Here is a 24,889-nt window from a genome sequence, read left to right on the forward strand (position 1 = left end):
GGCGTGATGAGCATCCATGACTTGCCGTTCCAAGCTGGATTGTCGATACCCGAGTTCTTCGCCTCCTACGGCACCGAGGCCCGCTTCGCCGATCTTGCCAATCTGAAAAAAGCGGCCTGCGATAGCAAACCCTGCAAAGCATCCTCATCGACAAGTACAAGGGCCGCTTGTTGTGGCTGAACGGTGCGCTGCACCTGATCTTCATCTGCCTCGCGCGCTCGGGCAAGGCGGCCAGAGCTGCTTTCCACCGGGTACCACACTCCCTTGTACGGCCAACACGGATACCAAACGAAAAGGCCCACCCCCATCACTGGGAGCAGGCCTGGCAGATCGACGTCAAGCAGCGAACGACGCGATGCTTGGATCAATAATCATAGGACAACGACAACAACAGGTAACGTGGAGTCTGGAAGTAATTGCCCATGCCATAGGTATTGAGCACCGTGTACGGGCCGGACTCCCAGGTCGCGAGCTGCTGGATGGGCTTGCGCTCGTTCAACAGGTTGAACACCTGCAACCCGAACGCCAGCTTCTTGTCCGCGAATGCCGGACGATAGATCAGGCCCAGATCGACCTGCTTGGTCCATGGCGTGCGGCCCGCATCGCCAGGGCGCGAGGGGCTGCCGCCACAGGTGTGATAGACCGAGCCGTAGCCGATCGGATCGCCCGCCTTAGAGCTCTCGTCGGTGCCGTTGGCGCTGAAGTAGCCCAGGCAATCGTGCGGCGTGCCGGACTGGATGCGCAGGTTGGCCGACAGCATCCATTCCGGCGCAACCTGGTACGCACCGTAGAGCTTCACCTGATGACGACGATCATTGGCCAGATAACCGCCAGCCCAATTCATCAACGCCGCCGCATCCCAATCCCGGGTCTTGGACACGTCGGCTTGGCCGATGTCGGACTTCAACTGACCTTCGGTGTTGCCGAAGTTGCGCGACCAAGTGTAGTCGACACGCGTGCTCCACTTGCCGTCGAACGGATGCTCCAGATACAGGTTGACCGAGGCGTAGTTGCGCTTGGCCGAATTGTCGAAGCCCCAGTCGGATTTGCTCATGGTGAACTGGGTACGTCCGCCGTTGCTATTGGCAAGACTGAAGGTATTGGTCCTGCCCGGATTGAACAGGATGCAGCCCGGGATGGTAACAGTACTGGGATCCACACCCAGCGATTGCAACTTGGCACTCATGCGATCCGGATCGCACACGTCGTCGATGGTCGACTCCAGTTTGCGATAGGTTGCCTTGGCACCGAAGGCCCACTTCTCGGCGAACGCCTGATCGAAGCCCACGATCAGTTCATCTTGGTACATCGACTTCAGGTCGGTGGGGGTAAAGGTGCGTGGATCCGGCGCAACGCCGTACTCTTCATCCGCGGAAACCGGGCCAGGCCCCAGCGCCCGCAGGCCGGTCGGATTACCCTTGGCGTCGATGCCGCTATAGGCGAAGTACTCGCTGGTGTAGGTCGACGCCGAAGCACCACGGATCGCGACGCTGTTGGGCAACGCCAGGAAGTAGCGGCCCAAGTTGGCGTAGACCTTCAACGAGGAATCGCCATGCACATCCCAGGTGGCGCCAAGGCGTGGCGCCCACTGATTGCCACTGTCGACGTAGGGCTTGGCCTCGCTGTTGCTGTTCACGAACTTATCGTTGCGCAAACCCAGCGACAGCAGCACCTTGTCGCTGACCTGCCAGCGGTCTTCGAAGAAGTAGGCTTTCTGCTTGACCGACATCGACGTGGCGGTGCTGAAGATCAGCTTGCGCACATAATACCCGTTACCGCCGGGCGCACCGACACCAAGCGAGGAACTGATCGGCTGGGATGGCCTGGACGACTTCGCGTAATACCAGCCATACCCCGGTCCGGTCGTGGCCTGGCCTTCGTTCTTGGCGGAGTAGTAGATATTATCGACGCCGAAGGCGAGATCGTGATTACCCAGGCGATAATCGAAATCCAGACGCAGGCCACGGGTCTTGTCCTGACCATTGGTCTTGTTGAGCGCCCCCTGGTTGTTGTAGATCGGATGACCGCCAGTGATCGAGGGATCCTGAAAAACCTGGCCGCTTAGAAAGGGGTCGGCACTGACGATGCCCGGATAGTTCTTGTTGTCGAAGGTGCTCTTGCCGTAGGTCGCACTGAAGGTCAGATCGTCGGTGAGATAGTTGGTGTACTTGCCGATGTAATAGGCGCTGTCCTGCTTGACAATATTCGGCGCGACCGCGGTATTACGGGCACCCTCGGACAGCGTGGCGTAGTCGAAGGCATTGTAGTAGCCGCCGGTGCGATCATTGCTCTTGATCCCGGTCAGTTCGAGCAGGTTACTGTCGTTGATGTTCCAATCGATCTTCGTGTAGACCTTGGGCTTGCTCTCGTCGGAATGGTTGCGCGCCACGACGCCATTATCGGACGAATTGGTCGAGACACCGTCGATCTTTTCCTGCTCGACCGCAGCGAACAGGAACAGACGGTCCTCGATCAACGGGCCGCCAGCGTAGGCGCTGTACACGTTGCTCCAGGTCGGGTTGTCCTTGCCCGAGCGATACAGCGTGCCGGCCAGTTCGGGTTTCTGATACGCATAGCCGCTGGGCAGGCTGCCATTGGGGTAGTACACGTCCTTCGGCGACTCAGCAGTGCCGCGCGGACGCCACAGCACCTGCCCGCCGAAATGCCACTCGTTGGTGCCGCGCTTGCCGATCTGGTTGATCACGCCACCATCGGAGCGGCCGTAGCGCGCGCTATAGCCACCGGTATAGACCTCCTGCTGGTCGATCGCCCCATAGGGCAGGCTCACGCCACCGATGTTGTCGAGCGGATTACCGGTGGAGAAGCCATTGACGTAGTAGGCGTTCTCCGACACGCCGGCGCCACCGAAGGACACGGCATTCCCATTCTTGAAATAGCCGCTACCGGAGACCGCGCCAGGCGCCAACAGAGCGATGGCTTCGGCGGAGCGGGCCAACGGCAAACGCTGCAACTGCTCGGCGGTGATGACCGTGCGCGAATCGACCGTGGTGACGTCCACCGCCGCCACGTTGCTGGCGCTGACCGTCACAGCACCCAGCGTGGAGGTTGTTCCGCCGGGCTGGGCGAAGGACACCTCGGTCCCCGAGTTCACCCGCAAGCCGATGCCCTTGCGGGTATCGACGGCATGACCCTCCTTATTCAGGGTGACGGTGTAGGTTCCCACTGGCAGCGAGCCGATATTGAAGCGGCCAGCACTATCGACCGGGACGGTGCGCGTCAGTCCGGTGTCACTCTGCACGGTAATGGTGGCGCCCGACGGCGCAACGCCATAGATGGAACCCGTCGTACTCTGCGCGTGAACAACTCCCTGCGTCAGCGCGGCCCCCAGAAACACAGCCAATACGCTTCGACGCACGACACAACGCGGATGGTGCTTGGACATCTATTTTTCTCCCTGAGTAAGAAAACCTAAGAAAAACCTGAGCTGCACATCAGCGAGAAACCAGACGCTCGCGATTGACATGCACAAATTTGTTTCAAGAAAAACCATCTATTAATAGGAGATTCATTTAGAGCAAAATCTAGACAAATTTGCAACCCTTGTCCCAAGATTTTCGAACGAGAATCAGCTAGAACCATAAAGGTGCACAACGCCGCAGCAAGCGACATTTCGCACCATCGCGAGGCATTGAGTGACGAATGCATGGCGGGGGCACGGCCATGCGATGGGAACGGCGACCACGGCAGGCCCCAGGAGGCGCAGCACGCGCAGCAACATGGATGGACCAGGCACGCAGCACACAGGGCGTGCCGATAACGCCTATGTCACGCGTCAGCGGAATCCGGCGGAGCGGACGATGTCCTGCCGCAAGGGGCACATGACAGCCGCGCACGCCGCTGCCGCGCCTGGCTTGCGGCAAGACACAAGCTCACCATGATGGTGCACTCAGGCGCGATGGTAGGGATGGTTGGCCAGCATCGCCGCGGCACGGTACAACTGCTCAGCCACGATCAGCCGCACTAGCATGTGCGGCAAGGTCAGCGGTCCCAGCGACCAGGATTCATCGGCAACCGCCAGCACCTCGGCCGAATGGCCCTCCGGACCACCGATCAGCAACGCCAGATCGCGGCCCTGCCCGCGCCAGTGTTCCATCCGCTGCGCCAACTGTTCGGAACTGTGCTGCTTGCCGGGCACGTCCAACGCAACCACCAGCGCACTCTTGGGCAATGCAACAAGCACACGACGCCCTTCGTCCTCGATCGCACGCTGCGCATCGCGGCCCTTGCCGCGCAGTCCCGGCTCGATCTCCACCAGTTCGAGCGGCAGCCAGTGCGACAGACGCTTGCGGTATTCGGCAAAGCCCTGGGCGACCCAGGCCGGGGCACGCTCCCCTGTGGCAATGAGGCGCGCCTTCATCGCCTCGGGCTCGCCACGCACATCACCAGCGTTCGACCGTGAACATCACGTCCAGCATGGCTTCGGCGCGCGCTTGCTCTTGCATCTGCGCACGCTGCCATTTGAGCCATTGCTTGAACATGGCAGGCTGCCGAACAGCAGCGCGTTCTTCGGCATAGTCGCGGCACTCCTCCTGCAATTGGCGTTTGAGCCGCGCCATCAACGCGTCCAGGCGTTGCGGCTGCGGCCGGCGCGCTTCGGCCAGGCCGTAGCGGTGCATGAAGGCATCGACCAACTGCGCCAATTCCTGCTCGATTTGCCTCAACTGCGCAGCCAGCATGCTGTTGTAGTCGCGGATCTGTTGCTCGGCCATGGCGGCGATTCCGGCCTGATCTAGCTGGCCAATCTCCATCTGCAATTCCAGCAGAGCCAGCAGATCGTCATCGCGATAGGCGCCGTTGAGCCGCTGCATCAGCGCGGTCTTGCGTTCGCGTTGCCGCGGGTCGGGCTCACGATCCGGATGCAACGCGGCGACCAGATTGCGGTACAGCGTGCGCAAGGCCTGTCGCGGATCGAGCGCCGGGCCCACCGCCTTGCGCACGCCAGCTCGGTGTCCCTTGGCGAGCTGTTGCGCGCGCCCGGCCGCATGCGCCTGTTGCGCCTGCACACGTTGCTGAATCTGTGCGTACAACGCTTCGGGAGACTGGACATGCTCCAACTCCTCCTCGGTCAGGCCGAACTGTCCGCCGATCAACGACTTCAACATCGCATCGGACTCAGCCACTTGCTGATCGAAAGCGACCTCACTGTGGCGGTCATAGACCGATTTCAGATCGTCGAAGCCACCCTCCTCGATGAGCAGACCGGCGAGTTCGCAGATCGCATCGGATAAATCGGCCCGATCGCGCTTGCTCAGCTTGTAGGCGGTATACGCCGCATCCAGTTCACGGACCAATTGCACCTGCGCCATATCGCGCGCCTGCAGCAACGGCTCGACCTGTTCGTGATAACGCTGTTCCCAGCGCGGCAACGACTCGTGCCAGGCGCGCAGTTGCAGGCGGGTTTTTTCAAGGCGTTCGACCAGCGTATCGAAGCGCTTGCGTGCTGGGCTCGGACGCGGCTCGCCTGCGCCAGCACGCACCCGCAAGAGCAACGTCTGGCCACTCGCGGCACGGGTTCCGTCCTGCCGCTTAGTCATACTCCCCCATGATCCTCTTCGGCATCGCTCGGCGGCTGATCGCCGACCGTCCAAAGACGCTCCAACGCATAGAATTCGCGCACGCGCGGCAGCATCACATGCACCACCACATCGCCGAGATCGACCAGTACCCATTCCGCTTCACGTTCGCCTTCCACGCCCAGCGGCATCAAATCCAGGCGTTTGGCGTACTTGATGACTTCGTCGGCGATCGACTTGACGTGGCGCGTGGAGGTGCCGGAGACAATCACCAGGTAATCGGTGACGCTGGACTTGCCGCGCACGTCGATTTCCACCACCTCCTTGGCCTTGAGCTCCTCGACTGCCTCGCGAACGTGGGCGAGCAAAACCGGCAGTGGCGGCGGCGGGTTGGGGACTTGGGTCTTGATGACGTGGGCTTGATTGGACAAAGCGGCGAACTCGATGGAATGGGAAAAGTATAGGGGAGCCTGCGACGACGCGTATTCAGCCGGCTGTGCTGGCATCTTCTGCATACACGCGATGGGCGCGGATGTAATCGGCGACCGCCGCCGGCAGCAGTCCCTGCCAATCGCCGCCGGCAGCAATACGCGCACGTACCTGACTGGACGATTCGGTACGCAACGGCTGCCCCAGGCACCACAATAGACCACCCGCCGCAGCCGCCAACGCCTGCGGCGAAGCGGCCCAGCGCCCGGCCAGCGCCTGCGTCAATGCTTCAGGCAGTGCCTGTTCCCAGCCACTACCGGCGCGGTCGGCAACGATCAGATGGACGGTATCGAGCAGCGCACGCCATTCGCGCCACCCCGTGAAGCCGACCAAGCTGTCGGCACCGATCAACAAGGCCAACGGTGCGTCGGCGCCAAGTTCGGCGCGTAGTTCGCGCACCGTATCGATGCTATAGGACGCCACGCCTGGCTGCGCCGATGCGCGGCGCACCTCGCGCAGATCCAGCAGCAGCTCCGACTCATCGGCGATTGCCAGTGCCAACATCGCACAGCGCTGCTGCACATCGGCACCCGGCGCGGGACGATGCGGTGGATCGGCGGCCGGCATCATCCGCACCGCCACACCGAACGCATCGCGCGCCGCACGCGCGATCGCCAAATGTCCGTTGTGGACGGGATCGAACGTGCCGCCGTAGATGAGGTGGAGCCCGGACCCGGAAAAGCTCAATGCTACTGATGCAACGGCATCTTGACGGTGACCCGACGATTCGCGGGTCAGCGTGCCGGTGTCGGAGGTAGCACTGTACGTCCTCGCGGGAACCCCGCTCTCACGGGTCCCGGCTTTCATACCACCAACAACCGCACCGCACGCGCCTCGGCGACAGCCAGCAACAGGCGTTCCAGCGCGATCCAGGCATCGCCGTCGGCACGCCCCTTGGCGATGCGATCGATACGTCCGGCCTCGGCGGCGAAGCGCTCCCAGCGGCGCGGCGCGCAATGGCGTTGCAAAGCACGCTTGAACGGCGCCTGCCGCGCTTCCCAAATACCCTGCGCCTTCATCTCCGCGGCCAGATTGCCACCGGCCGCCTGCACCTTGGCCAGTACCGCCGTGCGCAGCAGTTCCTTGATCAGGATCGGCAACAACGCCGCCACCGCCTCGCCTTCGGCGCGCAGACCGGCGAGCATGCGCCGCACCGCCGGCGCCTGCCCGCCCAAGGTGGCCTCGGCCAGCCGGAACACGTCGTAGCGCGCCGCATCGGCGACCAGCGACTCCATCGCCGCCACGTCCAGCCCCTGTCCGTCGCTCAGCAAAGCGAGCTTGTCGATTTCCTGCGCCGCCGCCAGCAGATTGCCCTCGACCCGCTCGGCCAGCCGCTGCACTGCGCCGGCATCGGCACGCAGGCCCTTGCCGCGCAGGCGCCGCTCGATCCAATCGCCCAATTCGTGCGGCTTGATCGCCCAAGCCACCGCAATCACGCCGATGCGCCCAACCGCATCGGCCCATTTGCCTTGGTGCGCCTTGCTCCACTCATTGCAGGTGATCAGCAACACCACGTCCGGCGGCGGATCGGCGCAGAACGCGGCGATCACCTCGCTCCCCTCCTTGCCGGGCTTGCCGCTGGGCAAGCGCAACTCGATCAGCCGTCGCGGGCTGAACAGGCTGGGGGAATTGAAGCTGGAATAGAGTTGGTCCCAGTCGAAGTCGCGTCCATCGGCATCGAACACCTCGCGCTCGCCGATGCCGGCGGCGCGCGCACGGGCGCGCACCGCATCGGCCGCCTCCAACACCCGCAAGGTTTCCGGACCGGCGATCAAATAGACCGGGTGCAGCGGCTGCGCGGCAGGCTGGGTGAGCAGTTGTTCGGGACGCAGTTCCATGACGACAGCCTACGCTGTGGTGATGTGGCGCAAGCAACGGATCCTGAGCACGCCGACTGCGCCAGGCAGTGCCTGCACCGCGCGCAACGGCGGCGGGCAGGCGTTCAAGGCTTCGACGAGGGTGCCGGCTTGCCCTCGACCGGGGTACCCGTAGCGGCTGGCGGCGCAGCGTTGACGTTCTTGCCTGCCCGCACTTCCGCCCGCACCACGCTGTCGATCCGACGCAGCATCGAGGCCGACATCTCCCGGCGCAGTTCGTCGGCGAGGATCTCGCGTTCGGTAGTGGTACCGGTGGCGTCGGTGGGCGGTGCAACGTAATCGCGCGACAGTTCGATCACCTGCTGCGGCACCAACACGCTGCCGTCGGCCCGGCGGAACAGGAAGATCGCCGCATAGCGCAGGCTGTACTCCTGCGCGCGGCCTTGGGCGTCGAGCGCGATCGGCAGGTCGCCCCAGCGCTCGGACAGCACTTCCAACCGCGCCACGTCCGTATCGACGTCCTTCGGCGCGATCTGCGCACCAGCGGCGCGCAGACCGCGTTCGAGCAGTTTGGCCAACTCGCTGTAGGGTGCCGCAGACACCACTTTCACCGCGTGCGTATCCGCCGGCAGGGTCAGCTTGTCGCGCAGGTGGAAGCCGCAGGCCGCCAGGGACACTACGAAGACAAGGGCAAGCAGGAGTCGGGTCATGGACACAGTCTGGAGGAGCTGGCGGGGCGCGGCAACAGGCGCTTAGCCTGCCCGATGGCGCGTGAACGCGGGTTGAGACACGCCGCGCCGCGCGAATGCGGCCACGGCACGCAACCCTGGCGCGACAGCGACACGCTGACTCACGCCACCACCAAGTTCACGATCTTGCCGGGCACGATGATGATCTTGCGGATACTCAGACCTTGCAGAAACTTGGCCGTGTTCGGCTCGGCTTGCGCCAGCGCCTCAATCTGCTCGCGCGCGGTGTCGGCGGCCACGTCGATCGTGCCACGCAGTTTGCCGTTGACCTGAACCGCCAAGGTCACCGCCTCGCGCACCAACGCAGCCTGGTCTGAATGCGGGAACGGCACATCTTCCAACAACGTCGGTGCGTGACCCAGTACCTGCCACAAGGCATGGCTGGTGTGCGGGGTGATCGGATTGAGCAGCAGCACCGCCGCCTCCAATGCCTCCTGACGCACCGCGCGGCCCTGCGCACTGGCATCGTCGAACTTGGCCAGCGCATTGGTCAACTCCATCACCGCCGCGATGGCAGTGTTGAAGCTGTGGCGGCGACCGTAATCATCGGCAACCTTGCCGATGGTTTCGTGGGTCTTACGCCGCAGCGCCTTGTGTTCGGCGTCCAGCGCGGCCGAGTCCAACGCCGGGGCCGCGCCATCGGCGGCATGCTTGTGCACCTGCGCCCACAACCGGCGCAGGAACCGCGCCATGCCGTCCACGCCGGCCTCGTTCCACTCCAACGACTGCTCCGGCGGCGCGGCGAACATCGAAAACAGGCGCACCGTATCGGCGCCGTACTTGCCGACCATCGCCTGCGGGTCCACGCCGTTGTTCTTGGACTTGGACATCTTTTCGGTGCCACCGATCGACACCGGCCGACCGTCGCCCTTGTGGATCGCGCCAATCACCCGCGCCTTGTCGTCGCGCTGCACCTCCACATCGGCGGGGTTGATCCAGTCCTTGGAACCGTCCGGATTCTGCCGATAGAACGTCTCGGCGATCACCATGCCCTGGGTCAGCAGATTGGTCGCCGGCTCGTCGCTATCCACCAGGCGCGCATCGCGCAGCAGCTTGTGGAAGAAACGGAAGTACATCAGGTGCAGAATCGCGTGCTCGATGCCGCCAATGTATTGATCCACCGGCAACCAGTAATTGCCGCGCTTATCGACCATGTCCTTGGCGCCGGGCGAGGTGTAACGCGCGTAGTACCAGCTCGACTCCATGAAGGTATCGAACGTGTCGGTCTCCCGCTCGGCCTCGCCACCGCACTGCGGGCAGGTGGTTTTGCGCCATTGCGGGTCGGTCTTCAGCGGCGAGCCGGTACCGCTCAGGGCGACGTTCTCCGGCAGCAACACCGGCAACTGATCTTCCGGCACCGGCACCGCGCCGCAACTGGGGCAATAAATCACCGGGATCGGGCAGCCCCAGTAACGCTGGCGGCTCACGCCCCAGTCGCGCAAGCGGTAATTGATACGACGCTGACCCTGGCCCTTGCGCTCGAAGCGCTCGGCCAATGCTTCGAACGCACCCTGGAAATCCAGCCCGTCGAACTCTGACGAATTGATCAGTTCCAGATCGCGGGTCTTGTCGCCGTACCAGTCCTGCCAACGGCTCGGATCGTAATGGCGTTCGTCGTCGTTGCGCGGGGATTTCAGCGCGATCACCTGACGGATCGGCAGCGCATACTTGCTGGCGAATTCGAAATCGCGCTGATCGTGACCGGGCACCGCCATCACCGCGCCGGTGCCATAGCCCATCAGCACGAAATTGGCGACCCAGACCGGCACACATTCCCCGCTGATCGGATGCACCGCAGTCAGGCCGGTGGCCATGCCACGCTTTTCCTGAGTCTCCAACTCGGCCTCGGAGACCCCACCTTGCTTCAGTTCAGTCAACAACGCCGCCAACGGCGGATTGGACTTGGCCGCATGCAGGGCCAGCGGATGCTCGCTGGCGATGGACACGAAGGTCACGCCCATCAGCGTATCCGGACGGGTGGTGAACACGCGCAGCGGATCCAGCGCACTGCCGTCGGCATCGCGCACCTCGAACTGGATCTCCAGCCCTTCAGAACGACCGATCCAGTTACGCTGCATGGTCTTGACCGATTCCGGCCAGCCCGGCAACTGATCCAGGCCATCCAGCAACTCCTGCGCATAGTCGGTGATGCGCAGGAACCACTGCGGGATCTCGCGCTTTTCCACCAGCGCGCCGGAGCGCCAACCACAACCGTCGATGACCTGCTCGTTGGCCAGCACCGTCTGATCGACCGGGTCCCAGTTCACCACCGCGTTGCGGCGGTAGGCCAGGCCCTTGCGCATCAACCGGGTGAACATGCGCTGCTCGTGCACGTAGTACTCGGGCCGACAGGTGGCGAATTCGCGCGACCAGTCGATGGCATAACCCAGCGACTTGAGCTGGCTGCGCATGTGCGCGATGTTGGCGTAGGTCCACTGCGCCGGCGCGGTCTTGTTCTTGATCGCAGCATTCTCGGCCGGCAGACCGAACGCGTCCCAACCCATCGGCTGCAGCACGTTCTTGCCATTCATGCGCTGATAGCGACTGATCACGTCGCCGATGGTGTAGTTGCGCACGTGGCCCATATGCAGTGCCCCGGACGGGTACGGCAACATCGACAGGCAATAGAACTTGGGCTTGTCGGAGGTCTCATCGACCTCGAAGGCGCGGGTGGCGTCCCAAAACTGCTGGGCGGCGGATTCGACCTGCTGCGGGTCGTAGACGGGGGGCTCGACGGCGGACATGGAAACGGACAGGGCCAGGCGGCTACAAAGCAGCTAAGGGTACCGTAGCGCGGCAAGCCGCTCCAATCCCGGGCGACGGACGGCACCGACACGGCGGCATATCACCGACGCGCCGTTCGTCACAACCACGACGACCTTCCACCGCTCAACGGCGCTGCCGTGGCGCCTGCGGGCCGGGCCAGCAGGCCAATAGCGCCAGCCATCCCCACCACAGCACGAACACCAGCCGTTGCGCCAACGGCGGCGACAACAGTCGGTCCAAGGCGAAGGCCCCCAGCGCGGCCAGCAGCGCCACCGCCAGCGCCAGGCTCGCCCAAGCGCGCGCGGCGGGATCGCGATAGGCGCCGACGCCCAACAAACCCGCCGACGCCACCAGCGCCACCACCCACAGCAGCCAGGCACTGGCGTGCATTTGCGTGGCGCGCGACTGCAGATCGGCCGGATCCAACGGCAAAAGGCCGATGCAGGCAAACGCCAGCCCGGCCAGCAATAACACCTGCCCCCCCACACGCAACGACCAGGTCGCGCCACGACCGGCCAGCAGCAGCAGGCGCAGCGCCAGCGCGATCGCCAACGCCCCTGGCAGCACGAAGGCCAGCAGATTAAAGGCCCAGGCATGTGGAATCCCGCGTGCACCCAGCAAGGCCAGCGGATGCGACCACGGCAGATAGCCGGGCAACGCCATGCCGAACCCCACCATCGCCGCGATCGCGCCGAGCGCCAGCAAGGGGCCGACCCAGCGCAGCACGCATTCGCCCATTTTCGTCATTCATCGCTCCCGCGCCCTGCGCACGCCACTGACCGAATCCGCATAGTGTGGCGGTTGCAGACCGCCCCGACATCCATGCCGCGACCACCCTTGCATCGGCACGGAGTTGCTACCATGAAGAGGCTATCTTCTTGCCTGACACGATGCCCCCATGTCCGACACGCCCTACGTTTTCGACGCCACGACCGAGACTTTCGAAACCGAGGTGCTGCAGCATTCCATGCAAACGCCGGTTTTGGTTGACTTCTGGGCCTCTTGGTGCGGCCCGTGCAAAGCTCTAACCCCGCTCCTGGAGAAACTGGCAACCGAGTACAACGGCGGCTTCGTGCTGGCCAAGGTCAATGTGGACCAGGAACAGCAGATCGCCGCGGCCTTCCAGATTCGTTCGGTACCGACGGTGTTCCTAGTCAAGGACGGTCAATTGGTCGATGGTTTCCCCGGCGCACTGCCGGAAAATCAGTTGCGCGCGTTCCTCAAACAGCACGGTGTCGAACCGTTACCGGCGCAGGACACCTCCCAGCAGGGCGATGCCCCGGCGGCGGTGCTGGACACACATGCCGAGGTGCGCCGCCTGCGCGATGCGGTGGCGGCCGAGCCGGACAAGGACGAACTGAAGCTGGATCTGGCCCTGGCACTGATCAAGACCGGCGCCGCCAGCGAGGCCGAGGCGCTGCTCGATGCTCTGCCGGCCAATTTGGCCACCGACGACCGCGCGGTGCGGGCACGGGCACGGCTGAGCTTCGTCAGCGCGCTGCAGTCAGCGCCGCCTTTAGAGGCATTGCAGGCTGCGCTTGCGCAGGATCCGACCGATCTGACGGCACGCCATCTGTTGGGCGTGCGGCATCTGGTCGACGGCGACGATGAAGCGGCACTGGAGCACTTCCTGGACATGCTGCGGCAGGACCGCGAGTTCGGCGATGGACTGGCAAAAAAATCGCTCATCGATGCGTTCCGTGTCATCGAGGACGCGGATCTGGTCGGCCGCTACCGGCGCAAGATGTCGGCCTTGCTGTTCTGACGCCCAACGCATGACGCGCCGTCGGCGGGAATGCCCGCAGGCGGCAGCGCCGCTCTGCCGACGCAAGGCATATCCGACCTGACCACCCGCCCAGCCCCGACCAAAATAGTTGCGCGCGACATGCTTGTGGCGCACACGCGAAAGCGGCCGTAGATCAACCGCAAACAGTCGAGCTGAGCAAATCAACACTGAACTTCACCATATCCGCATAGACGCCACCACATAAGACTATCCCCGCAGGCACGACGCTCCACTACACTAGGCGAATGTCGCCAGATCCCCAAGCATCATCTCCGCGCCCATCCTTGCAACGGCTGTTCCTCACCGGCCTGCTCACCTTGCTGCCAATTTGGCTGACCTGGGTGGTGGTCAAATTCGTATTCGTGCTGCTGTCGGGCATCAGTAGCCCGTGGGTGGTGCCGCTCTCGGCGCGCATTGCCGCCTCGTTCCCGCAGGCACTGGGCTGGGCAACAGCACTGTGGGTACAGGACACCATCGCGCTGATCGCCACGCTGGCGGCGATCCTGCTGGTCGGCATTCTCAGCCGGCGCATGATCGGGCAACGCTTGCTGGGCTGGTTCGAGGCAGTGATGCGGCGCATTCCGCTGGCCAGCGTGGTCTACGACAGCGCACGCAAGCTGCTGGACATCCTGCAGACCCAGCCCGGCAGCACCCAACGCGTGGTGCTGATCGACTTCCCGCACCGCGACATGAAAGCGGTGGGCCTGGTGACGCGGGTGATCCGCGAACAAGACAGCGGCCGCGAATTAGCCGCGGTCTACGTGCCGACCACACCAAACCCGACCTCCGGCTATCTGGAAATCGTCCCGGTGGAACGGCTTACCCCGACGGACTGGAGCGTGGATCAGGCGATGAGCTTCATCATTTCCGGCGGCGCGGTCGCTCCGGACAGCGTACCATTCACCCGGACCATGGACCGTTGACATGCACACTGGCACGCTAGACGATCGCGCCGTTCGACTCTTCATCGCACTGGCCGCGTTCTTCTGCGTCAATGCAGCGCTGGCCGAGTTCATCGGGGTCAAGATCTTCGCCCTGGAGGACACGCTCGGCATCGCACCGCTGAACTGGAACCTGTTCGGCCAGAAAGGCTCGATGAACTTCACCGCCGGCACCCTGTTGTGGCCACTGGTGTTCATCCTTACCGACACCATCAATGAGTTCTTCGGCCGCCGCGGCGTGCGCTTCATCTCCTGGCTGGCGGTGGGGCTGATCGGTTACGGCTTCCTGTTTGCGTTCGCCGCGATCGCATTGTCGCCAGCCGGGTTCTGGGTCAGCGCGGCGCAAAACCAAGGAGTACCGAATTACCAGGCCGCATTTGCCGCGGTGTTCGGACAGGGACTGTGGACCATCGGCGGCTCGTTGGTCGCGTTCATGACCGGCCAGTTGATCGATGTGGCGGTGTTCCATCACATCCGCAGCAGCACTGGCGAAAAGCACGTCTGGCTGCGCGCCACCGGCTCGACCGCAGTGTCGCAACTGATCGACAGCTACGTGGTCATCTACATCGCGTTCGTGCTGGGCCCGCAGCACTGGTCGATTCCGTTGTTCCTCGCGGTAAGCACGTTGAACTACATCTGCAAGATGTTGCTGGCGATCCTGCTGCTCCCGCTGCTGTATCTGATGCGCCGCCTGATCACCGATTACCTGACCCCCGAGCGGGCCGAACAGTTACGCGAAGAAGCCGCAGCCGCTTGAGGTCGTCCCACCTCCTGTCGCCGCGGCGCGTCACCGCTGCGATACGGATCGGACAACCTCCCCTCGCTTGTCGTTGGAGTCCGCAATGCCGTCCAGCTTTCCCCGCCTATTGCCTCTCGCCATCGCCGCCGCCCTGAGCCTGTCGCTGGCAACACCGGCGGACGCGACCAAGAAAAAAACCGCCAAACAGCAAGCCACGCAAACCAAGGGCAAAACCAGCAAGACGCACAAGGCGCGCGCAGTGCCGCATGCCCCGGTCACAGTGGCGCTGACCAAGGCCCAGCGACTGAACCGCCTGTACGACGACTACTGGGAAGCCTCGCTCAAGCAAAACCCGCTACAGGCAACATTCCAGGGCGACAGTCGCTACAACGACCAATTACCGAATTTCCTCTCGGCGGCCTTCCGCCAGCAATCGCACGACTTCACCGTGGAGTGGTTGAACAAAGCCGAGGCGATCGGCAAGGACGGACTCAGCGGGCAGGACCTTCTCAGTTACGAGATCTTCGTCAGCGACGCGCGCAACGCGCTGGAGGCAGAGAAATATCCGAGCTGGATGCAGCCGGTGAACCAGTTCTACAACGTCGGCAGCATCATGGCGATGCTTGGCTCCGGTGCCGGCGCGCAACCCTTCCATACGATCAAGGACTACGACAACTGGTCGCGACGCGCACTCGGCATCCCGACACTGTTCAACCAAGCCATCGCCAACATGCGCGAAGGCATGCAGGCCGGCGTCGTGCAGCCACGCGCCCTGATGGAAAAAGTACTGCCGCAATTGGATGCGGTCATCAAGCCCACCGCCGAGGAGAGCCTGTTCTGGGGGCCGGTGCGTAATCTGCCAGCGGACATTCCCGAGGCCGAGAAACAACGCATCACCGCCGAATACAAGCGCATGATCGAGTACCGGATCATGCCCGCTTACCGCGCCCTGCGCGGCTTCATCGCCACGCAATACTTGCCGGCCACGCGCGTCAGTGCCGGCATCGGCACCCTGCCCAATGGCGAGGCCTGGTACGCCCACGACGTGCGTCAAAGCACCACCACCGACCTGACACCGGCGCAGATCCACCAGATCGGTCTGGACGAGGTGGCGCGCATCCAGGGCCAGATCCAGACGGTGATGAAGCAGGTCCGCTTCCGTGGCTCGATGCAGAAGTTCTTTAAGTTCATGCAAAACGACAAACGCTTCACTTTCAACAGCGAAGACGAACTGCTGAACGATTACCGTAACCTGCAAAGCAGGGTGAATGCAGCGATGCCGCCCATGTTCACGCTCATGCCGAAGGCCAAATTGGAGATCCGCCCGATGGAGCCGAATCGGGCGCAATCGACCACCGGCAGCTCGTACATGCCACCCAGCGAGGATGGCCACCAACCCGGCATCTTCTACGTCAACACATCCGACCTACCCAATCGCAAGACCTGGGATGCCGAGAGCCGATATCTGCACGAGGCCATCCCCGGCCACCACTTGCAGCTGGGCCTACAGCAGGAACTGACCAATCTACCCAAATTCCGCCGTTTCGGCGGCGAGACCGCCTTCATCGAAGGCTGGGGCATGTACGCAGAATCGCTGGGCAAGGAGCTGAACCTGTATCAGGATCCTTACAATTATTTCGGCTATTTGCATAACGACTTGTGGCGCGCGATCCGCTTGGTGGTGGATACCGGCCTGCACAGCCTGGGCTGGACCCGCGAACAGGCGATTGCCTACATGCTGGATAACTCGGCCACTAGCCGCAGCGACGCAGAAGCCGAGACCGAGCGCTACATGGCCCTTCCCGGGCAGGCACTGTCCTACAAGATCGGCGAGATGAAGATCATGCAGCTGCGCGACAACGCAAGCGCGCAGTTGGGGCCCAGGTTCGATATTCGCCAATTCCACGCCGAACTCGTGAAGGATGGCACGATGCCGCTGAACGTGTTGCAGGGAAAAATCGAGCGCTGGGTGGCGAGCAAGAAGAACTGAACGACAGCGCGACAAGAAGCGCTTACGCCGCAGAACGGCTCAACCATGCGGCATCGCCAGGCACCGCGCCAACTGCGCGATCTGCTGCGGCGTGGTGCGGCAACAGCCGCCGATCAGACGCGCACCGGCCGCGCGCCAGCGATCGATGTGCTCGACCAGAGCGCATGCGACAGCACCATCGGCCTTCCAGCGTTTATCGCCGGCGTCGTAGCGCTCCCCAGAGTTCGGATACACCACCAGCGGCAACCGGGTCAACGTGGACAGATGCTCCAGCGCCGCCGCGGCAAGCGCCGGCGCGATGCAATTGACGCCCAGCGCAACGACCTGCGGATGCCCATCGAGCAAGGCCACGGTCTCGCGCAACGGCGTGCCATCGCTTAGATGAGTGGGATCGCGCAGGGTGCAGGCGAACCAGGCGACGCTCTGCGGAAACTCTTCCAATAGCGCCAGCAGTGCGGCGATCTCCGCGCTCGATGGCTGCGTTTCGAACGCCAGCAGGTCCACCCCCGCGTCCACCAGCGCGGTGATGCGCGGGCGGTGGAAATCGCGCATTCGCGCAGGTGCTACAACATAATCCCCGCGATATTCCGAACCATCGGCCAGATAAGCGCCATACGGCCCGACCGAACCGGCCACCAACAGCGTACCGGCCTGCGGATGCGCCGCGCGGTAATCCCGCCGGGCCTGCTGGGCCAGTTCCGCACTGCGCGCGATCAGTCGCCGCGCTTGCGCCGGATCGATGCCACGCGCGGCCAAACCCTGCAACGTGGCCTGGTAGCTTGCGGTGATCGCGCACTGCGCGCCAGCGACGAAATAGTCCAGATGCACCTGACGAATACGTTCCGGCTGCTCCAGCAGCACCTTCGCCGACCACAGTGGATCGTCGAGATCGCAACCAAAACGCTCCAGCTCGGTGGCCAACGCGCCATCGAGCACGATGCAGCGTCCCTCAGCCAACAGCGCAGTCAACGGATTGTGCGGCATGGGCATGTCCTCGCACGACACCTGTGCGCGCAGTGTCGCAGATGGCACGGGGCCAGTCGCGCCGCTGCGGTAGACGCAACACACATCCAACGCACACGCCACCCTGGACATGCTGCGGTGCGGATTTCCAATACCTGGTGCGCGAAGATACAGTCGCAGTGTGGCCGGCATGGTGTCGACCACTCCGAACATCCCTGGGAGAGGCCCCATGTCGACCACCTTCAAGAGCCTGATATTGGCCCTGCCACTGAGCATGACGGCGTTGGTCGCCCACGCCGCCGACACCTCGCCGGTCGGCCGCTGGCAGACCATCGACGACGACACCGGCAAACCCAAGTCGATCGTGCAAATCGCACAATCGACCGATGGCACGCTGAGCGGCAAGGTGAGCGAGATCCTGCAATCCGACCACGGCCCGAACCCGATGTGCGACAAGTGCGAGGGCGAACGCAAGGGCAAGCCGATCAAGGGCATGACCATCCTGTGGGGACTCAAGCCCGACGGCGCGGCGGTGTGGGACGGCGGTTCGGTACTGGATCCGGTCAAAGGCAAAATCTACAAAGCCAAGATCACCCTCAGCGACGACGGCAAGCAGTTGCAGATGCGCGGCTACATCGGCATCGAAGCATTGGGTCGCACACAGACGTGGATCAGGCAATGACTCCGCGACACCGACGCGGGCCGCAGTATGGCTGAGCCGAAACCGCACACCCAAGCGCGAATGGACACGCCACCGCACCCACGCATTCGCCTCGAAGGCGCCCGCACAGGCGCTTTTTTTGTGGCTACTCGGAGCGTCGAACTGTGACACTTGCGCATCGTCCTTCACCAGACCCGACATCCCGGCCTGCATGCAATAATCGCCCTCCCCCAGATCGCCGGCCGCCATGACCCGCACCGCTCTCGTCACAACCGCTCTACCTTATGCCAACGGACCGTTGCATCTGGGGCATCTCGTCGGCTACATCCAGGCCGACATCTGGGTACGCGCACGGCGGCTGCATGGCGACCGCGCCTGGTTCGTGTGTGCCGACGACACCCACGGCACGCCGATCATGCTCGCGGCGGAAAAAGCCGGCGTCACTGCGGAAGATTTCATCGCCAGCATCCAGGCCAGCCACGAGCGCGATTTCGCCGCGTTCGGCGTCGCCTTCGACCATTACGACTCGACCAACTCGGCGGCCAACCGCGCACTGACCGAAGCGTTCTACGCCCGCCTCGACGCCGGCGGCCATATCGCGCGCCGCCGGGTCGCGCAGTTCTACGACCCAGCCAAGGGCATGTTCCTGCCCGACCGCTACATCAAGGGCATCTGCCCGAACTGCGGCAGCGCCGACCAATACGGCGACAACTGCGAGGTCTGCGGCGCCACCTATGCGCCGACCGAACTGAAGGAGCCCAAGTCGGTGATCTCCGGGACCACGCCGGAGCTGCGCGATTCGGAGCACTTTTTCTTCGAAGTCGGCCGCTTCGACCGCTTCCTGCGCGACTGGCTGGCCGGCGACGTCGCCCTGCCCGGCGTCAAGGCCAAGCTGATGGAATGGCTGGACAGCGAAGGCGGCCTGCGCGCCTGGGACATCTCGCGCGATGCGCCGTACTTCGGTTTCCAGATCCCCGGGCAACCGGGGAAATATTTCTATGTGTGGCTGGACGCGCCGATCGGCTACTTGAGCAGTTTTCAGACCCTGTGCGCACGCCTGGGCGAGTCGTTCGAAGCGCACCTAGCCGCTGGCAGCAGCACCGAATTGCACCATTTCATCGGCAAGGACATCGTCAACTTCCATGGCCTGTTCTGGCCAGCGGTACTGCATGGCACCGGCCATCGCGCACCAACCCGGTTGCACGTCAACGGCTACCTGACCGTCGATGGCGCCAAAATGTCCAAGTCGCGCGGCACCTTCGTCATGGCCCGCACCTACCTCGACGTAGGCCTGGAGCCGGAAGCGCTGCGCTACTACTTCGCCGCCAAGTCCTCCGGCGGCGTCGACGATCTCGACCTGAACCTCAGCGACTTCATCGCGCGGGTCAATGCAGATCTGGTCGGCAAGTTCGTCAACCTGGCCAGCCGCTGTGCCGGCTTCATCGACAAGCGCTTCGGCGGCACGCTCGCCGAGACGCTGCCCGATCCAGCGCAATACGCCCACTTCGTCGCCGCATTGTCCCCAATCCGCGAGGCGTATGCGCGCAACGACCCGGCCAGCGCGATCCGCCAGACCATGGCCCTTGCAGACGAAGCCAACAAGTACATCGACGAACACAAACCCTGGGTGCTGGCCAAGCAGGACGGTGCCGAGGCCTCGCTGCAAGCGGTATGCACCCAGGGTTTGAACCTGTTCCGGGTGCTGGCCGCCGCGCTCAAGCCGGTGCTGCCGCACACGTGCGCCGAAGCCGAGGCGTTCCTGGTCGCGCCGCTGGCTGCTTGGGACGCACTGCAGGCGCCGTTGCTGGCGCACGCGATCAAGCCCTACACACCACTGTTCACCCGAATCGACCCCCACCTGATCGACGCCATGACCGACGCCTCCAAGGACACCTTCGCCCCCGCCGCTGGCACGGCGACACCCGCCGCCAAGCCAGCCGCGCCTATCGCGCCGAATGCCCCGGCCGCCAGTCCCGCGCTCGTCGGCATGGACGATTTCGCCAAGCTCGACCTGCGCATCGGCAAAGTGCTGGCCTGCGAATGCGTCGAGGGCTCGGACAAGCTGCTGCGCTTCGAACTGGATGCCGGCGCGCTGGGCAAGCGGCAGATTTTCTCCGGCATCCGCGCCAGCTATGCCGAACCGGACAAACTGGTTGGCCGCAGCGTGGTCTTCATCGCCAACCTGGCACCGCGCAAGATGCGCTTCGGCATCAGCGAAGGCATGATCCTGTCGGCTGGCTTCGATGGCGGTGCGCTGGCCCTGCTCGACGCCGACAGCGGTGCGCAGCCGGGCATGCCGGTGCGCTGAGCGTCGCGCCGATGCGGGCGGCGGCGCACAGCATTGCCGCGCCCACCCATCCCTGCCCGTGCCGCTCCCGCTCTCCAGATGACCACACCCAGCGCACTGGCCCTGTTCGACTTCGATCAAACGGTCACCAGCGGCGACAGCTATTCGGGCTTCCTGCGCCGCGTTGCCACACCAGCGCAGCAGGCCAGCGTGCGCTGGACGATCGGACCATGGCTGGTCGGCTACCGCCTCGGCCTGATCTCGGCGGTGGCGATCCGCGAACGGGTCACCCGCATGGTGTTCGCCGGGCGCGCCGCCGAGGAGATCGCGACACAGGCCGCCGTCTACGCGGAGCAGGCGCTACCACCGCTGTTGCAAGCGCAGATGATGCAACGCATCGCCTGGCACCAGGCGCAAGGCCACCACGTCGTCCTGGTCTCCGCATCACTGGACCTGTACCTGCGTCCATGGTGCGCGCAACATGGACTGGCACTAATCTGCAACCGTCTGGAAGCGTGCGACGGTCGCCTGACCGGGCGCTACGCCGGCGGCGACTGCGGCCCGCACAAGGCCGCACTGATCCGCGCGCGTTACACCCTGTCCGCCTATCGACGCATCTATGCCTACGGCGACAGCCACGAAGACCGACCGATGCTGGCATTGGCGCACGAGCGCTGGTACCGCGGGCGCCGCATCGCCTGATGCCACACTCCTCGGCACAATGGCCGCTGTTCGCCCCATTGCCACGGACGCACCTCATCCCGTCGTGGACAACGGTCGAGGTCGCGATCAACACGTGCGCGGCTAGGGCCTGGCCGCGACGGTGAGCGCGTTACACTAGGCCGGCCCATCCCGATACGGCCATGCTGCAGTCCTCGTCCCTGCGCGCTCCACCCGACGCCCTGCATCGGGTACACCCTTTCACCATGCATCCCGCCCAAGACGCCCTGCTCGAACGCCTGGACCGCCTGCTGCCACAGACCCAATGCGGCCAGTGCGGCTTCGACGGCTGCCGCCCCTACGCCGAGGCGATGGCGCGTGGCGCGGCGCAGGTGGACCGTTGCCCGCCCGGTGGCGACGCCAGTGCGCGAGCGCTGGCACGGGTGCTCGGCACCCCCGCGCTGCCCTACGACCGTCGCCGCGGTACCCACACACCGCCGCAGGTGGCGCTGGTGATCGAGGCCGACTGCATCGGCTGCACCAAATGCATCCAGGCTTGCCCGGTGGACGCCATTGTCGGCGGCGCCAAACACATGCATACGGTCCTGGCACCGCTGTGTACGGGCTGCGCACTGTGCCTGCCGGCCTGCCCGGTGGACTGCATCGTGCTGCGCTGAACAGACCTGCCATGGCCGACGCATCCGGATCGACGTCCGCCGCGTATGTCCTAGTGTCATCCCAACGGAAGCGCCGTCCATGCACACGTCGACCGTGTCCTTCACGTCTGTCCGTCCACAGACCGCGTTCACCCTGGCCCTGATCCTGGGCGTGTGCGTCCTGGCCACCGCCGCACCGGCACGGGCGATGCTGCACTACGAAGGCCTAGCCTACGCCGCCGACGGTAAACAACTGTTGTATCGCGAGAGCCATTGGGTGCGCGAGAATGGCGCGCGGCTGGTGCTGTACCAGTGCGCCAACGGCGCTGCATTTGCACGCAAGCGCGTGGCCGATGGCGGTATCGCACCCGATTTCGAACTGGTGGACGCACGCAGCGGCTATCGCGAAGGGGTCCGCAGCACCGGCAACGGCCGCGAAATGTTCAGCCAGGTAAAAGGACAGGTCGAGCACCACGCGGCACTGCCGGCCAGCGCCGACGCCCCGCTGGTGATCGACGCCGGGTTCGACGCCTATCTGCGCCAGCACTGGGATGCCTTGGCCGGCGGCACGCCGCAGCGCATCACCTTCGCGCTGCCGAGTAGCCAGCGCACGCTCCAATTCCAGATCACTCCCGGCACCGCCGACGCCAACGTGCAGCATTACACCCTGGGTCTGGCGGCCTGGTATGGCGGCCTGCTGCCCGACATCAACGTCGCCTACGCGCGCCAGGACCGGCACCTGCTCGAATTCCGCGGTGTCGGCAACATCCGCGACGCGCGCGGCCGCTACCCGCAGGTCCGCATCACCTTCCCCGATCGCCTGCGCGGCCAGGCCGACGCAACGGCCTGGGATCAGGCACTGCAACACCCCCTGGTCGCACAGTGCAAGGCGCACTAACCAGGACCGCCGCCGCGTTCACAGCAGCCTGCGCTGCGAGCGTTACAACCATGCCATCTTATCGCCCGCCCATCGCCGAGAATTCCCCATGGCAAAAGCCTACCTGTGGTTCAACGCCGCGCTCTACGCGCTGCTGGCCCTATGGTGCACCATCTGGCCAGCGTCAACCGCAGTGGCGGTGGGCTATGTGGGCCTGGATCGCTCCGGTCAGTCCGAATACCTGGTCATCTATGGTGGCCTGCAATGGGGAATGGCATTCCTGTTCGGCTACTTCGCCCAAAGCGGACAACTGCGCAACGGCCTACTGCTGGCCTTGGCGTTCTATGTGCCGATCGTGCTGTACCGCAGCGCCAGCCTGCTACGGCTGTGGCCGGTCGGCGCGACCACCACCGGGCTGGCCGCGTTCGAGATCCTGCTACTGCTCGCCGCAGTCGCGCTCTGGTACAAGCAACGCATTTGAGCGACGCCCACGTCGAAAGCCTGTAGCATCGCCGCAACCTTCGCCACCGTTTCCCGGCATGACCGAGACGCCCGATCACGACGAAACAGGACAATTGTTGCTGGCCACCGCGGCCGGCGACAGCGCGGCATTCGAACGCCTGTACCGCACCACCTCGCCACGCCTGTTCGGCGTGTGCCTGCGCATCGTGCCGCAACGCGGCGAAGCGGAGGACGTGCTGCAAGAGGTGTTCTCCGCGGTCTGGCGCAAAGCGACGCAGTTCGATCCGCAACGCGCACGCGGCCTGACCTGGCTGACCATGATCGCCCGCAACAAGGCCATCGACTACTTGCGCGCACGTGCGCCGGCGCGACAGTCGGTGGCGCTCGATGAGGCCGGCGAACTGCCCGAAGACGGCCGCGATCCACTGGCCGAAACCGAATGGCGCGTGGCTGGCCGGCGCCTGGACGTGTGCATGGGCGAACTGGAGCCACCGCGCGGCGAGCTGATCCGCACCGCATTCTTCGAAGGCATCACCTACGAGGAATTGGCCAATCGCAGCGGTACCCCGCTAGGGACGGTCAAGAGCTGGATCAGGCGCAGCCTGGCCAAACTGAAAGCGTGCCTGGAACAATGAACACCTCCGTGCCCGATCCGCAAGAAACCCTCCCCCCGCGCGACGTGCTGGCCGGCGAATACGTGCTGGGCGTGCTCGACGCGCACGAACGCCGCACCGCCGAACAGCGCATCGAGACCGACCACGTCTTCGCCACCGCCGTGACGCAGTGGCAGCAGCATCTGATGCCGCTGGCCGACGAAATCGCGCCGGTCGCGGTTCCCGAGCGCGTGTGGGTGCGCATCCGCGCCTCGCTGCATCTGGATGCGCCTGCGTCGCGCACGCGCGCCGCCGCGCCCAGCATGTGGGATAACGTGCGCACCTGGCGCTGGCTCAGTGCAGGTGGCTTCGCCACCGCCGCCGCCTGCCTGTTCGCCTTGATCCTGGCGCGCGCGCCGCTGCCGCCACAGCGGCAAATAGAGCAGGCAGCGCCGACAACACCCCAGAGAAGTGCCAGCGGCATTGCGATGACCTCCACGCTGATGCAGAACAACGGCAAGCCCGGTTACGTAGTGCTGATGGACGCCGACAAGCAACGCATCACCCTGACCCCATTGGCCGGCGACCACGATGGCGGACGCGTGCCGGAGTTGTGGCTGATTCCAGCCGACGGCAAGGCGCGGTCGATGGGCGTGTTCGACGATGTGCAGGCGCGAGTGGCACGCATCCCAGAAAAGCTGATGCCCTTGCTCCGGGACGGGGCCTTACTGGCAGTGACCATGGAGCCGCCCGGCGGCGCACCCGGCGGTGTCGCCACCGGCCCGGTGGTGGCCAAGGGTGGCATCAGCACCCTGCATCTAGCGCCGTAACCCATGCAGCACGCAACCTGACGCAGCGTATCGTATCGTGGTCGCTGCGGCGATGTCTGCTCTAAACCTGTTCTAAAACAGCGTTCACC

The 24,889-nt window shown here is 64.4% G+C and carries 23 protein-coding genes; 13 read left to right on the forward strand and 10 right to left on the reverse strand.

Annotated features, from left to right (window positions below):
* Positions 1 to 6: 6 nt before the first annotated feature.
* Positions 7 to 180, forward strand: a complete 174-nt coding sequence (locus tag XaFJ1_RS15815; RefSeq protein ID WP_155392956.1) for a hypothetical protein — start codon at positions 7 to 9, stop codon at positions 178 to 180.
* Between the two features lie 184 nt (positions 181 to 364).
* Here XaFJ1_RS15815 and XaFJ1_RS12015 read toward each other — a convergent pair whose 3' ends face one another.
* From XaFJ1_RS12015 to XaFJ1_RS12055, 9 genes are all read right to left on the reverse strand, one after another.
* Complete coding sequence (locus XaFJ1_RS12015) at positions 365 to 3,403, reverse strand: TonB-dependent receptor (protein ID WP_012916947.1); 3,039 nt, start codon at positions 3,401 to 3,403, stop codon at positions 365 to 367.
* 504 nt (positions 3,404 to 3,907) lie between these two features.
* On the reverse strand, positions 3,908 to 4,378 hold the full coding sequence (rlmH, locus tag XaFJ1_RS12020) for a 23S rRNA (pseudouridine(1915)-N(3))-methyltransferase RlmH (RefSeq protein ID WP_012916948.1): 471 nt from the start codon (positions 4,376 to 4,378) through the stop codon (positions 3,908 to 3,910).
* 22 nt (positions 4,379 to 4,400) lie between these two features.
* Entirely contained in the window at positions 4,401 to 5,555 is a 1,155-nt protein-coding gene (locus XaFJ1_RS12025) for a hypothetical protein (protein ID WP_012916949.1), read from the reverse strand.
* On the reverse strand, positions 5,552 to 5,965 hold the full coding sequence (rsfS, locus tag XaFJ1_RS12030) for a ribosome silencing factor (RefSeq protein WP_012916950.1): 414 nt from the start codon (positions 5,963 to 5,965) through the stop codon (positions 5,552 to 5,554). The genes XaFJ1_RS12025 and rsfS overlap by 4 nt, the downstream gene beginning before the upstream one ends.
* Before the next feature lie 55 nt (positions 5,966 to 6,020).
* Positions 6,021 to 6,710 (reverse strand): nicotinate-nucleotide adenylyltransferase, encoded by a 690-nt coding sequence (nadD, locus tag XaFJ1_RS12035; protein ID WP_012916951.1) that lies wholly within the window; start codon positions 6,708 to 6,710, stop codon positions 6,021 to 6,023.
* Between the two features lie 116 nt (positions 6,711 to 6,826).
* Positions 6,827 to 7,861 (reverse strand): DNA polymerase III subunit delta, encoded by a 1,035-nt coding sequence (gene holA / locus XaFJ1_RS12040; RefSeq protein WP_012916952.1) that lies wholly within the window; start codon positions 7,859 to 7,861, stop codon positions 6,827 to 6,829.
* Between the two features lie 104 nt (positions 7,862 to 7,965).
* Positions 7,966 to 8,550, reverse strand: a complete 585-nt coding sequence (locus XaFJ1_RS12045) for an LPS-assembly lipoprotein LptE (RefSeq protein ID WP_045756992.1) — start codon at positions 8,548 to 8,550, stop codon at positions 7,966 to 7,968.
* A gap of 140 nt (positions 8,551 to 8,690) precedes the next feature.
* The gene (gene leuS / locus XaFJ1_RS12050; protein ID WP_012916954.1) at positions 8,691 to 11,333 is read right to left on the reverse strand and encodes a leucine--tRNA ligase; all 2,643 of its coding nucleotides are present in this window, start codon (positions 11,331 to 11,333) and stop codon (positions 8,691 to 8,693) included.
* Between the two features lie 145 nt (positions 11,334 to 11,478).
* On the reverse strand, positions 11,479 to 12,093 hold the full coding sequence (locus XaFJ1_RS12055) for a DUF998 domain-containing protein (RefSeq protein WP_045757380.1): 615 nt from the start codon (positions 12,091 to 12,093) through the stop codon (positions 11,479 to 11,481).
* A gap of 160 nt (positions 12,094 to 12,253) precedes the next feature.
* Between XaFJ1_RS12055 and trxA the strand changes: the two genes are divergently transcribed.
* From trxA to XaFJ1_RS12075, 4 genes are all read left to right on the forward strand, one after another.
* Positions 12,254 to 13,120, forward strand: a complete 867-nt coding sequence (trxA, locus tag XaFJ1_RS12060) for a thioredoxin (RefSeq protein ID WP_012916956.1) — start codon at positions 12,254 to 12,256, stop codon at positions 13,118 to 13,120.
* Positions 13,121 to 13,386: 266 nt separating this feature from the next.
* Complete coding sequence (locus tag XaFJ1_RS12065) at positions 13,387 to 14,064, forward strand: DUF502 domain-containing protein (protein ID WP_012916957.1); 678 nt, start codon at positions 13,387 to 13,389, stop codon at positions 14,062 to 14,064.
* 1 nt (position 14,065) lies between these two features.
* Positions 14,066 to 14,839: a queuosine precursor transporter gene (locus tag XaFJ1_RS12070; RefSeq protein ID WP_012916958.1), complete on the forward strand. Its 774-nt coding sequence runs from the start codon at positions 14,066 to 14,068 to the stop codon at positions 14,837 to 14,839.
* A gap of 85 nt (positions 14,840 to 14,924) precedes the next feature.
* Positions 14,925 to 16,811: a DUF885 domain-containing protein gene (locus tag XaFJ1_RS12075; RefSeq protein WP_012916959.1), complete on the forward strand. Its 1,887-nt coding sequence runs from the start codon at positions 14,925 to 14,927 to the stop codon at positions 16,809 to 16,811.
* Between the two features lie 39 nt (positions 16,812 to 16,850).
* Here XaFJ1_RS12075 and mmuM read toward each other — a convergent pair whose 3' ends face one another.
* The gene (mmuM, locus tag XaFJ1_RS12080; protein ID WP_045757381.1) at positions 16,851 to 17,795 is read right to left on the reverse strand and encodes a homocysteine S-methyltransferase; all 945 of its coding nucleotides are present in this window, start codon (positions 17,793 to 17,795) and stop codon (positions 16,851 to 16,853) included.
* 208 nt (positions 17,796 to 18,003) lie between these two features.
* Between mmuM and XaFJ1_RS12085 the strand changes: the two genes are divergently transcribed.
* The 8 genes from XaFJ1_RS12085 to XaFJ1_RS12120 all read left to right on the forward strand — a co-directional run bounded on the left by XaFJ1_RS12085 (position 18,004) and on the right by XaFJ1_RS12120 (position 24,800).
* Positions 18,004 to 18,456: a DUF2147 domain-containing protein gene (locus XaFJ1_RS12085; RefSeq protein WP_012916961.1), complete on the forward strand. Its 453-nt coding sequence runs from the start codon at positions 18,004 to 18,006 to the stop codon at positions 18,454 to 18,456.
* 226 nt (positions 18,457 to 18,682) lie between these two features.
* Positions 18,683 to 20,743: a methionine--tRNA ligase gene (metG, locus tag XaFJ1_RS12090; protein WP_012916962.1), complete on the forward strand. Its 2,061-nt coding sequence runs from the start codon at positions 18,683 to 18,685 to the stop codon at positions 20,741 to 20,743.
* 78 nt (positions 20,744 to 20,821) lie between these two features.
* A complete protein-coding gene (locus XaFJ1_RS12095) occupies positions 20,822 to 21,424 on the forward strand; it encodes an HAD family hydrolase (RefSeq protein WP_012916963.1) in 603 nt (200 codons plus the stop codon).
* Positions 21,425 to 21,648: 224 nt separating this feature from the next.
* Positions 21,649 to 22,059 carry an Rnf electron transport complex subunit RnfB gene (gene rnfB / locus XaFJ1_RS12100; RefSeq protein WP_012916964.1) on the forward strand — a complete coding sequence of 137 codons (411 nt, stop codon included), beginning with the start codon at positions 21,649 to 21,651 and terminating at the stop codon, positions 22,057 to 22,059.
* Between the two features lie 79 nt (positions 22,060 to 22,138).
* On the forward strand, positions 22,139 to 22,936 hold the full coding sequence (locus XaFJ1_RS12105; RefSeq protein ID WP_012916965.1) for a KH domain-containing protein: 798 nt from the start codon (positions 22,139 to 22,141) through the stop codon (positions 22,934 to 22,936).
* A gap of 88 nt (positions 22,937 to 23,024) precedes the next feature.
* Entirely contained in the window at positions 23,025 to 23,396 is a 372-nt protein-coding gene (locus tag XaFJ1_RS12110; protein ID WP_012916966.1) for a hypothetical protein, read from the forward strand.
* Between the two features lie 58 nt (positions 23,397 to 23,454).
* A complete protein-coding gene (locus XaFJ1_RS12115; RefSeq protein WP_012916967.1) occupies positions 23,455 to 24,012 on the forward strand; it encodes a sigma-70 family RNA polymerase sigma factor in 558 nt (185 codons plus the stop codon).
* The gene (locus XaFJ1_RS12120; protein ID WP_012916968.1) at positions 24,009 to 24,800 is read left to right on the forward strand and encodes an anti-sigma factor; all 792 of its coding nucleotides are present in this window, start codon (positions 24,009 to 24,011) and stop codon (positions 24,798 to 24,800) included. The genes XaFJ1_RS12115 and XaFJ1_RS12120 overlap by 4 nt, the downstream gene beginning before the upstream one ends.
* Positions 24,801 to 24,889: the final 89 nt, after the last annotated feature.

The organism is Xanthomonas albilineans, assembly GCF_009931595.1.
GTDB lineage: Bacteria > Pseudomonadota > Gammaproteobacteria > Xanthomonadales > Xanthomonadaceae > Xanthomonas_A > Xanthomonas_A albilineans.

What these genes read in the sequence shown, in the direction of transcription:
- rlmH (WP_012916948.1), bottom strand. Translation starts at nt 4,378, where the DNA reads ATGAAGGCGCGCCTCATTGCCACAGGGGAGCGTGCCCCGGCCTGGGTC.
- holA (WP_012916952.1), bottom strand. Translation starts at nt 7,861, where the DNA reads ATGGAACTGCGTCCCGAACAACTGCTCACCCAGCCTGCCGCGCAGCCG.
- trxA (WP_012916956.1), top strand. Translation starts at nt 12,254, where the DNA reads ATGTCCGACACGCCCTACGTTTTCGACGCCACGACCGAGACTTTCGAA.
- XaFJ1_RS12110 (WP_012916966.1), top strand. Translation starts at nt 23,025, where the DNA reads ATGGCAAAAGCCTACCTGTGGTTCAACGCCGCGCTCTACGCGCTGCTG.
- rnfB (WP_012916964.1), top strand. Translation starts at nt 21,649, where the DNA reads ATGCATCCCGCCCAAGACGCCCTGCTCGAACGCCTGGACCGCCTGCTG.
- XaFJ1_RS12015 (WP_012916947.1), bottom strand. Translation starts at nt 3,403, where the DNA reads ATGTCCAAGCACCATCCGCGTTGTGTCGTGCGTCGAAGCGTATTGGCT.
- XaFJ1_RS12075 (WP_012916959.1), top strand. Translation starts at nt 14,925, where the DNA reads ATGCCGTCCAGCTTTCCCCGCCTATTGCCTCTCGCCATCGCCGCCGCC.
- XaFJ1_RS12115 (WP_012916967.1), top strand. Translation starts at nt 23,455, where the DNA reads ATGACCGAGACGCCCGATCACGACGAAACAGGACAATTGTTGCTGGCC.
- XaFJ1_RS12120 (WP_012916968.1), top strand. Translation starts at nt 24,009, where the DNA reads ATGAACACCTCCGTGCCCGATCCGCAAGAAACCCTCCCCCCGCGCGAC.
- XaFJ1_RS12070 (WP_012916958.1), top strand. Translation starts at nt 14,066, where the DNA reads ATGCACACTGGCACGCTAGACGATCGCGCCGTTCGACTCTTCATCGCA.
- metG (WP_012916962.1), top strand. Translation starts at nt 18,683, where the DNA reads ATGACCCGCACCGCTCTCGTCACAACCGCTCTACCTTATGCCAACGGA.
- XaFJ1_RS12025 (WP_012916949.1), bottom strand. Translation starts at nt 5,555, where the DNA reads ATGACTAAGCGGCAGGACGGAACCCGTGCCGCGAGTGGCCAGACGTTG.
- XaFJ1_RS12095 (WP_012916963.1), top strand. Translation starts at nt 20,822, where the DNA reads ATGACCACACCCAGCGCACTGGCCCTGTTCGACTTCGATCAAACGGTC.
- XaFJ1_RS12045 (WP_045756992.1), bottom strand. Translation starts at nt 8,550, where the DNA reads ATGACCCGACTCCTGCTTGCCCTTGTCTTCGTAGTGTCCCTGGCGGCC.
- leuS (WP_012916954.1), bottom strand. Translation starts at nt 11,333, where the DNA reads ATGTCCGCCGTCGAGCCCCCCGTCTACGACCCGCAGCAGGTCGAATCC.
- mmuM (WP_045757381.1), bottom strand. Translation starts at nt 17,795, where the DNA reads ATGCCGCACAATCCGTTGACTGCGCTGTTGGCTGAGGGACGCTGCATC.
- XaFJ1_RS12105 (WP_012916965.1), top strand. Translation starts at nt 22,139, where the DNA reads ATGCACACGTCGACCGTGTCCTTCACGTCTGTCCGTCCACAGACCGCG.
- XaFJ1_RS15815 (WP_155392956.1), top strand. Translation starts at nt 7, where the DNA reads ATGAGCATCCATGACTTGCCGTTCCAAGCTGGATTGTCGATACCCGAG.
- XaFJ1_RS12065 (WP_012916957.1), top strand. Translation starts at nt 13,387, where the DNA reads ATGTCGCCAGATCCCCAAGCATCATCTCCGCGCCCATCCTTGCAACGG.
- XaFJ1_RS12085 (WP_012916961.1), top strand. Translation starts at nt 18,004, where the DNA reads ATGTCGACCACCTTCAAGAGCCTGATATTGGCCCTGCCACTGAGCATG.
- XaFJ1_RS12055 (WP_045757380.1), bottom strand. Translation starts at nt 12,093, where the DNA reads ATGGGCGAATGCGTGCTGCGCTGGGTCGGCCCCTTGCTGGCGCTCGGC.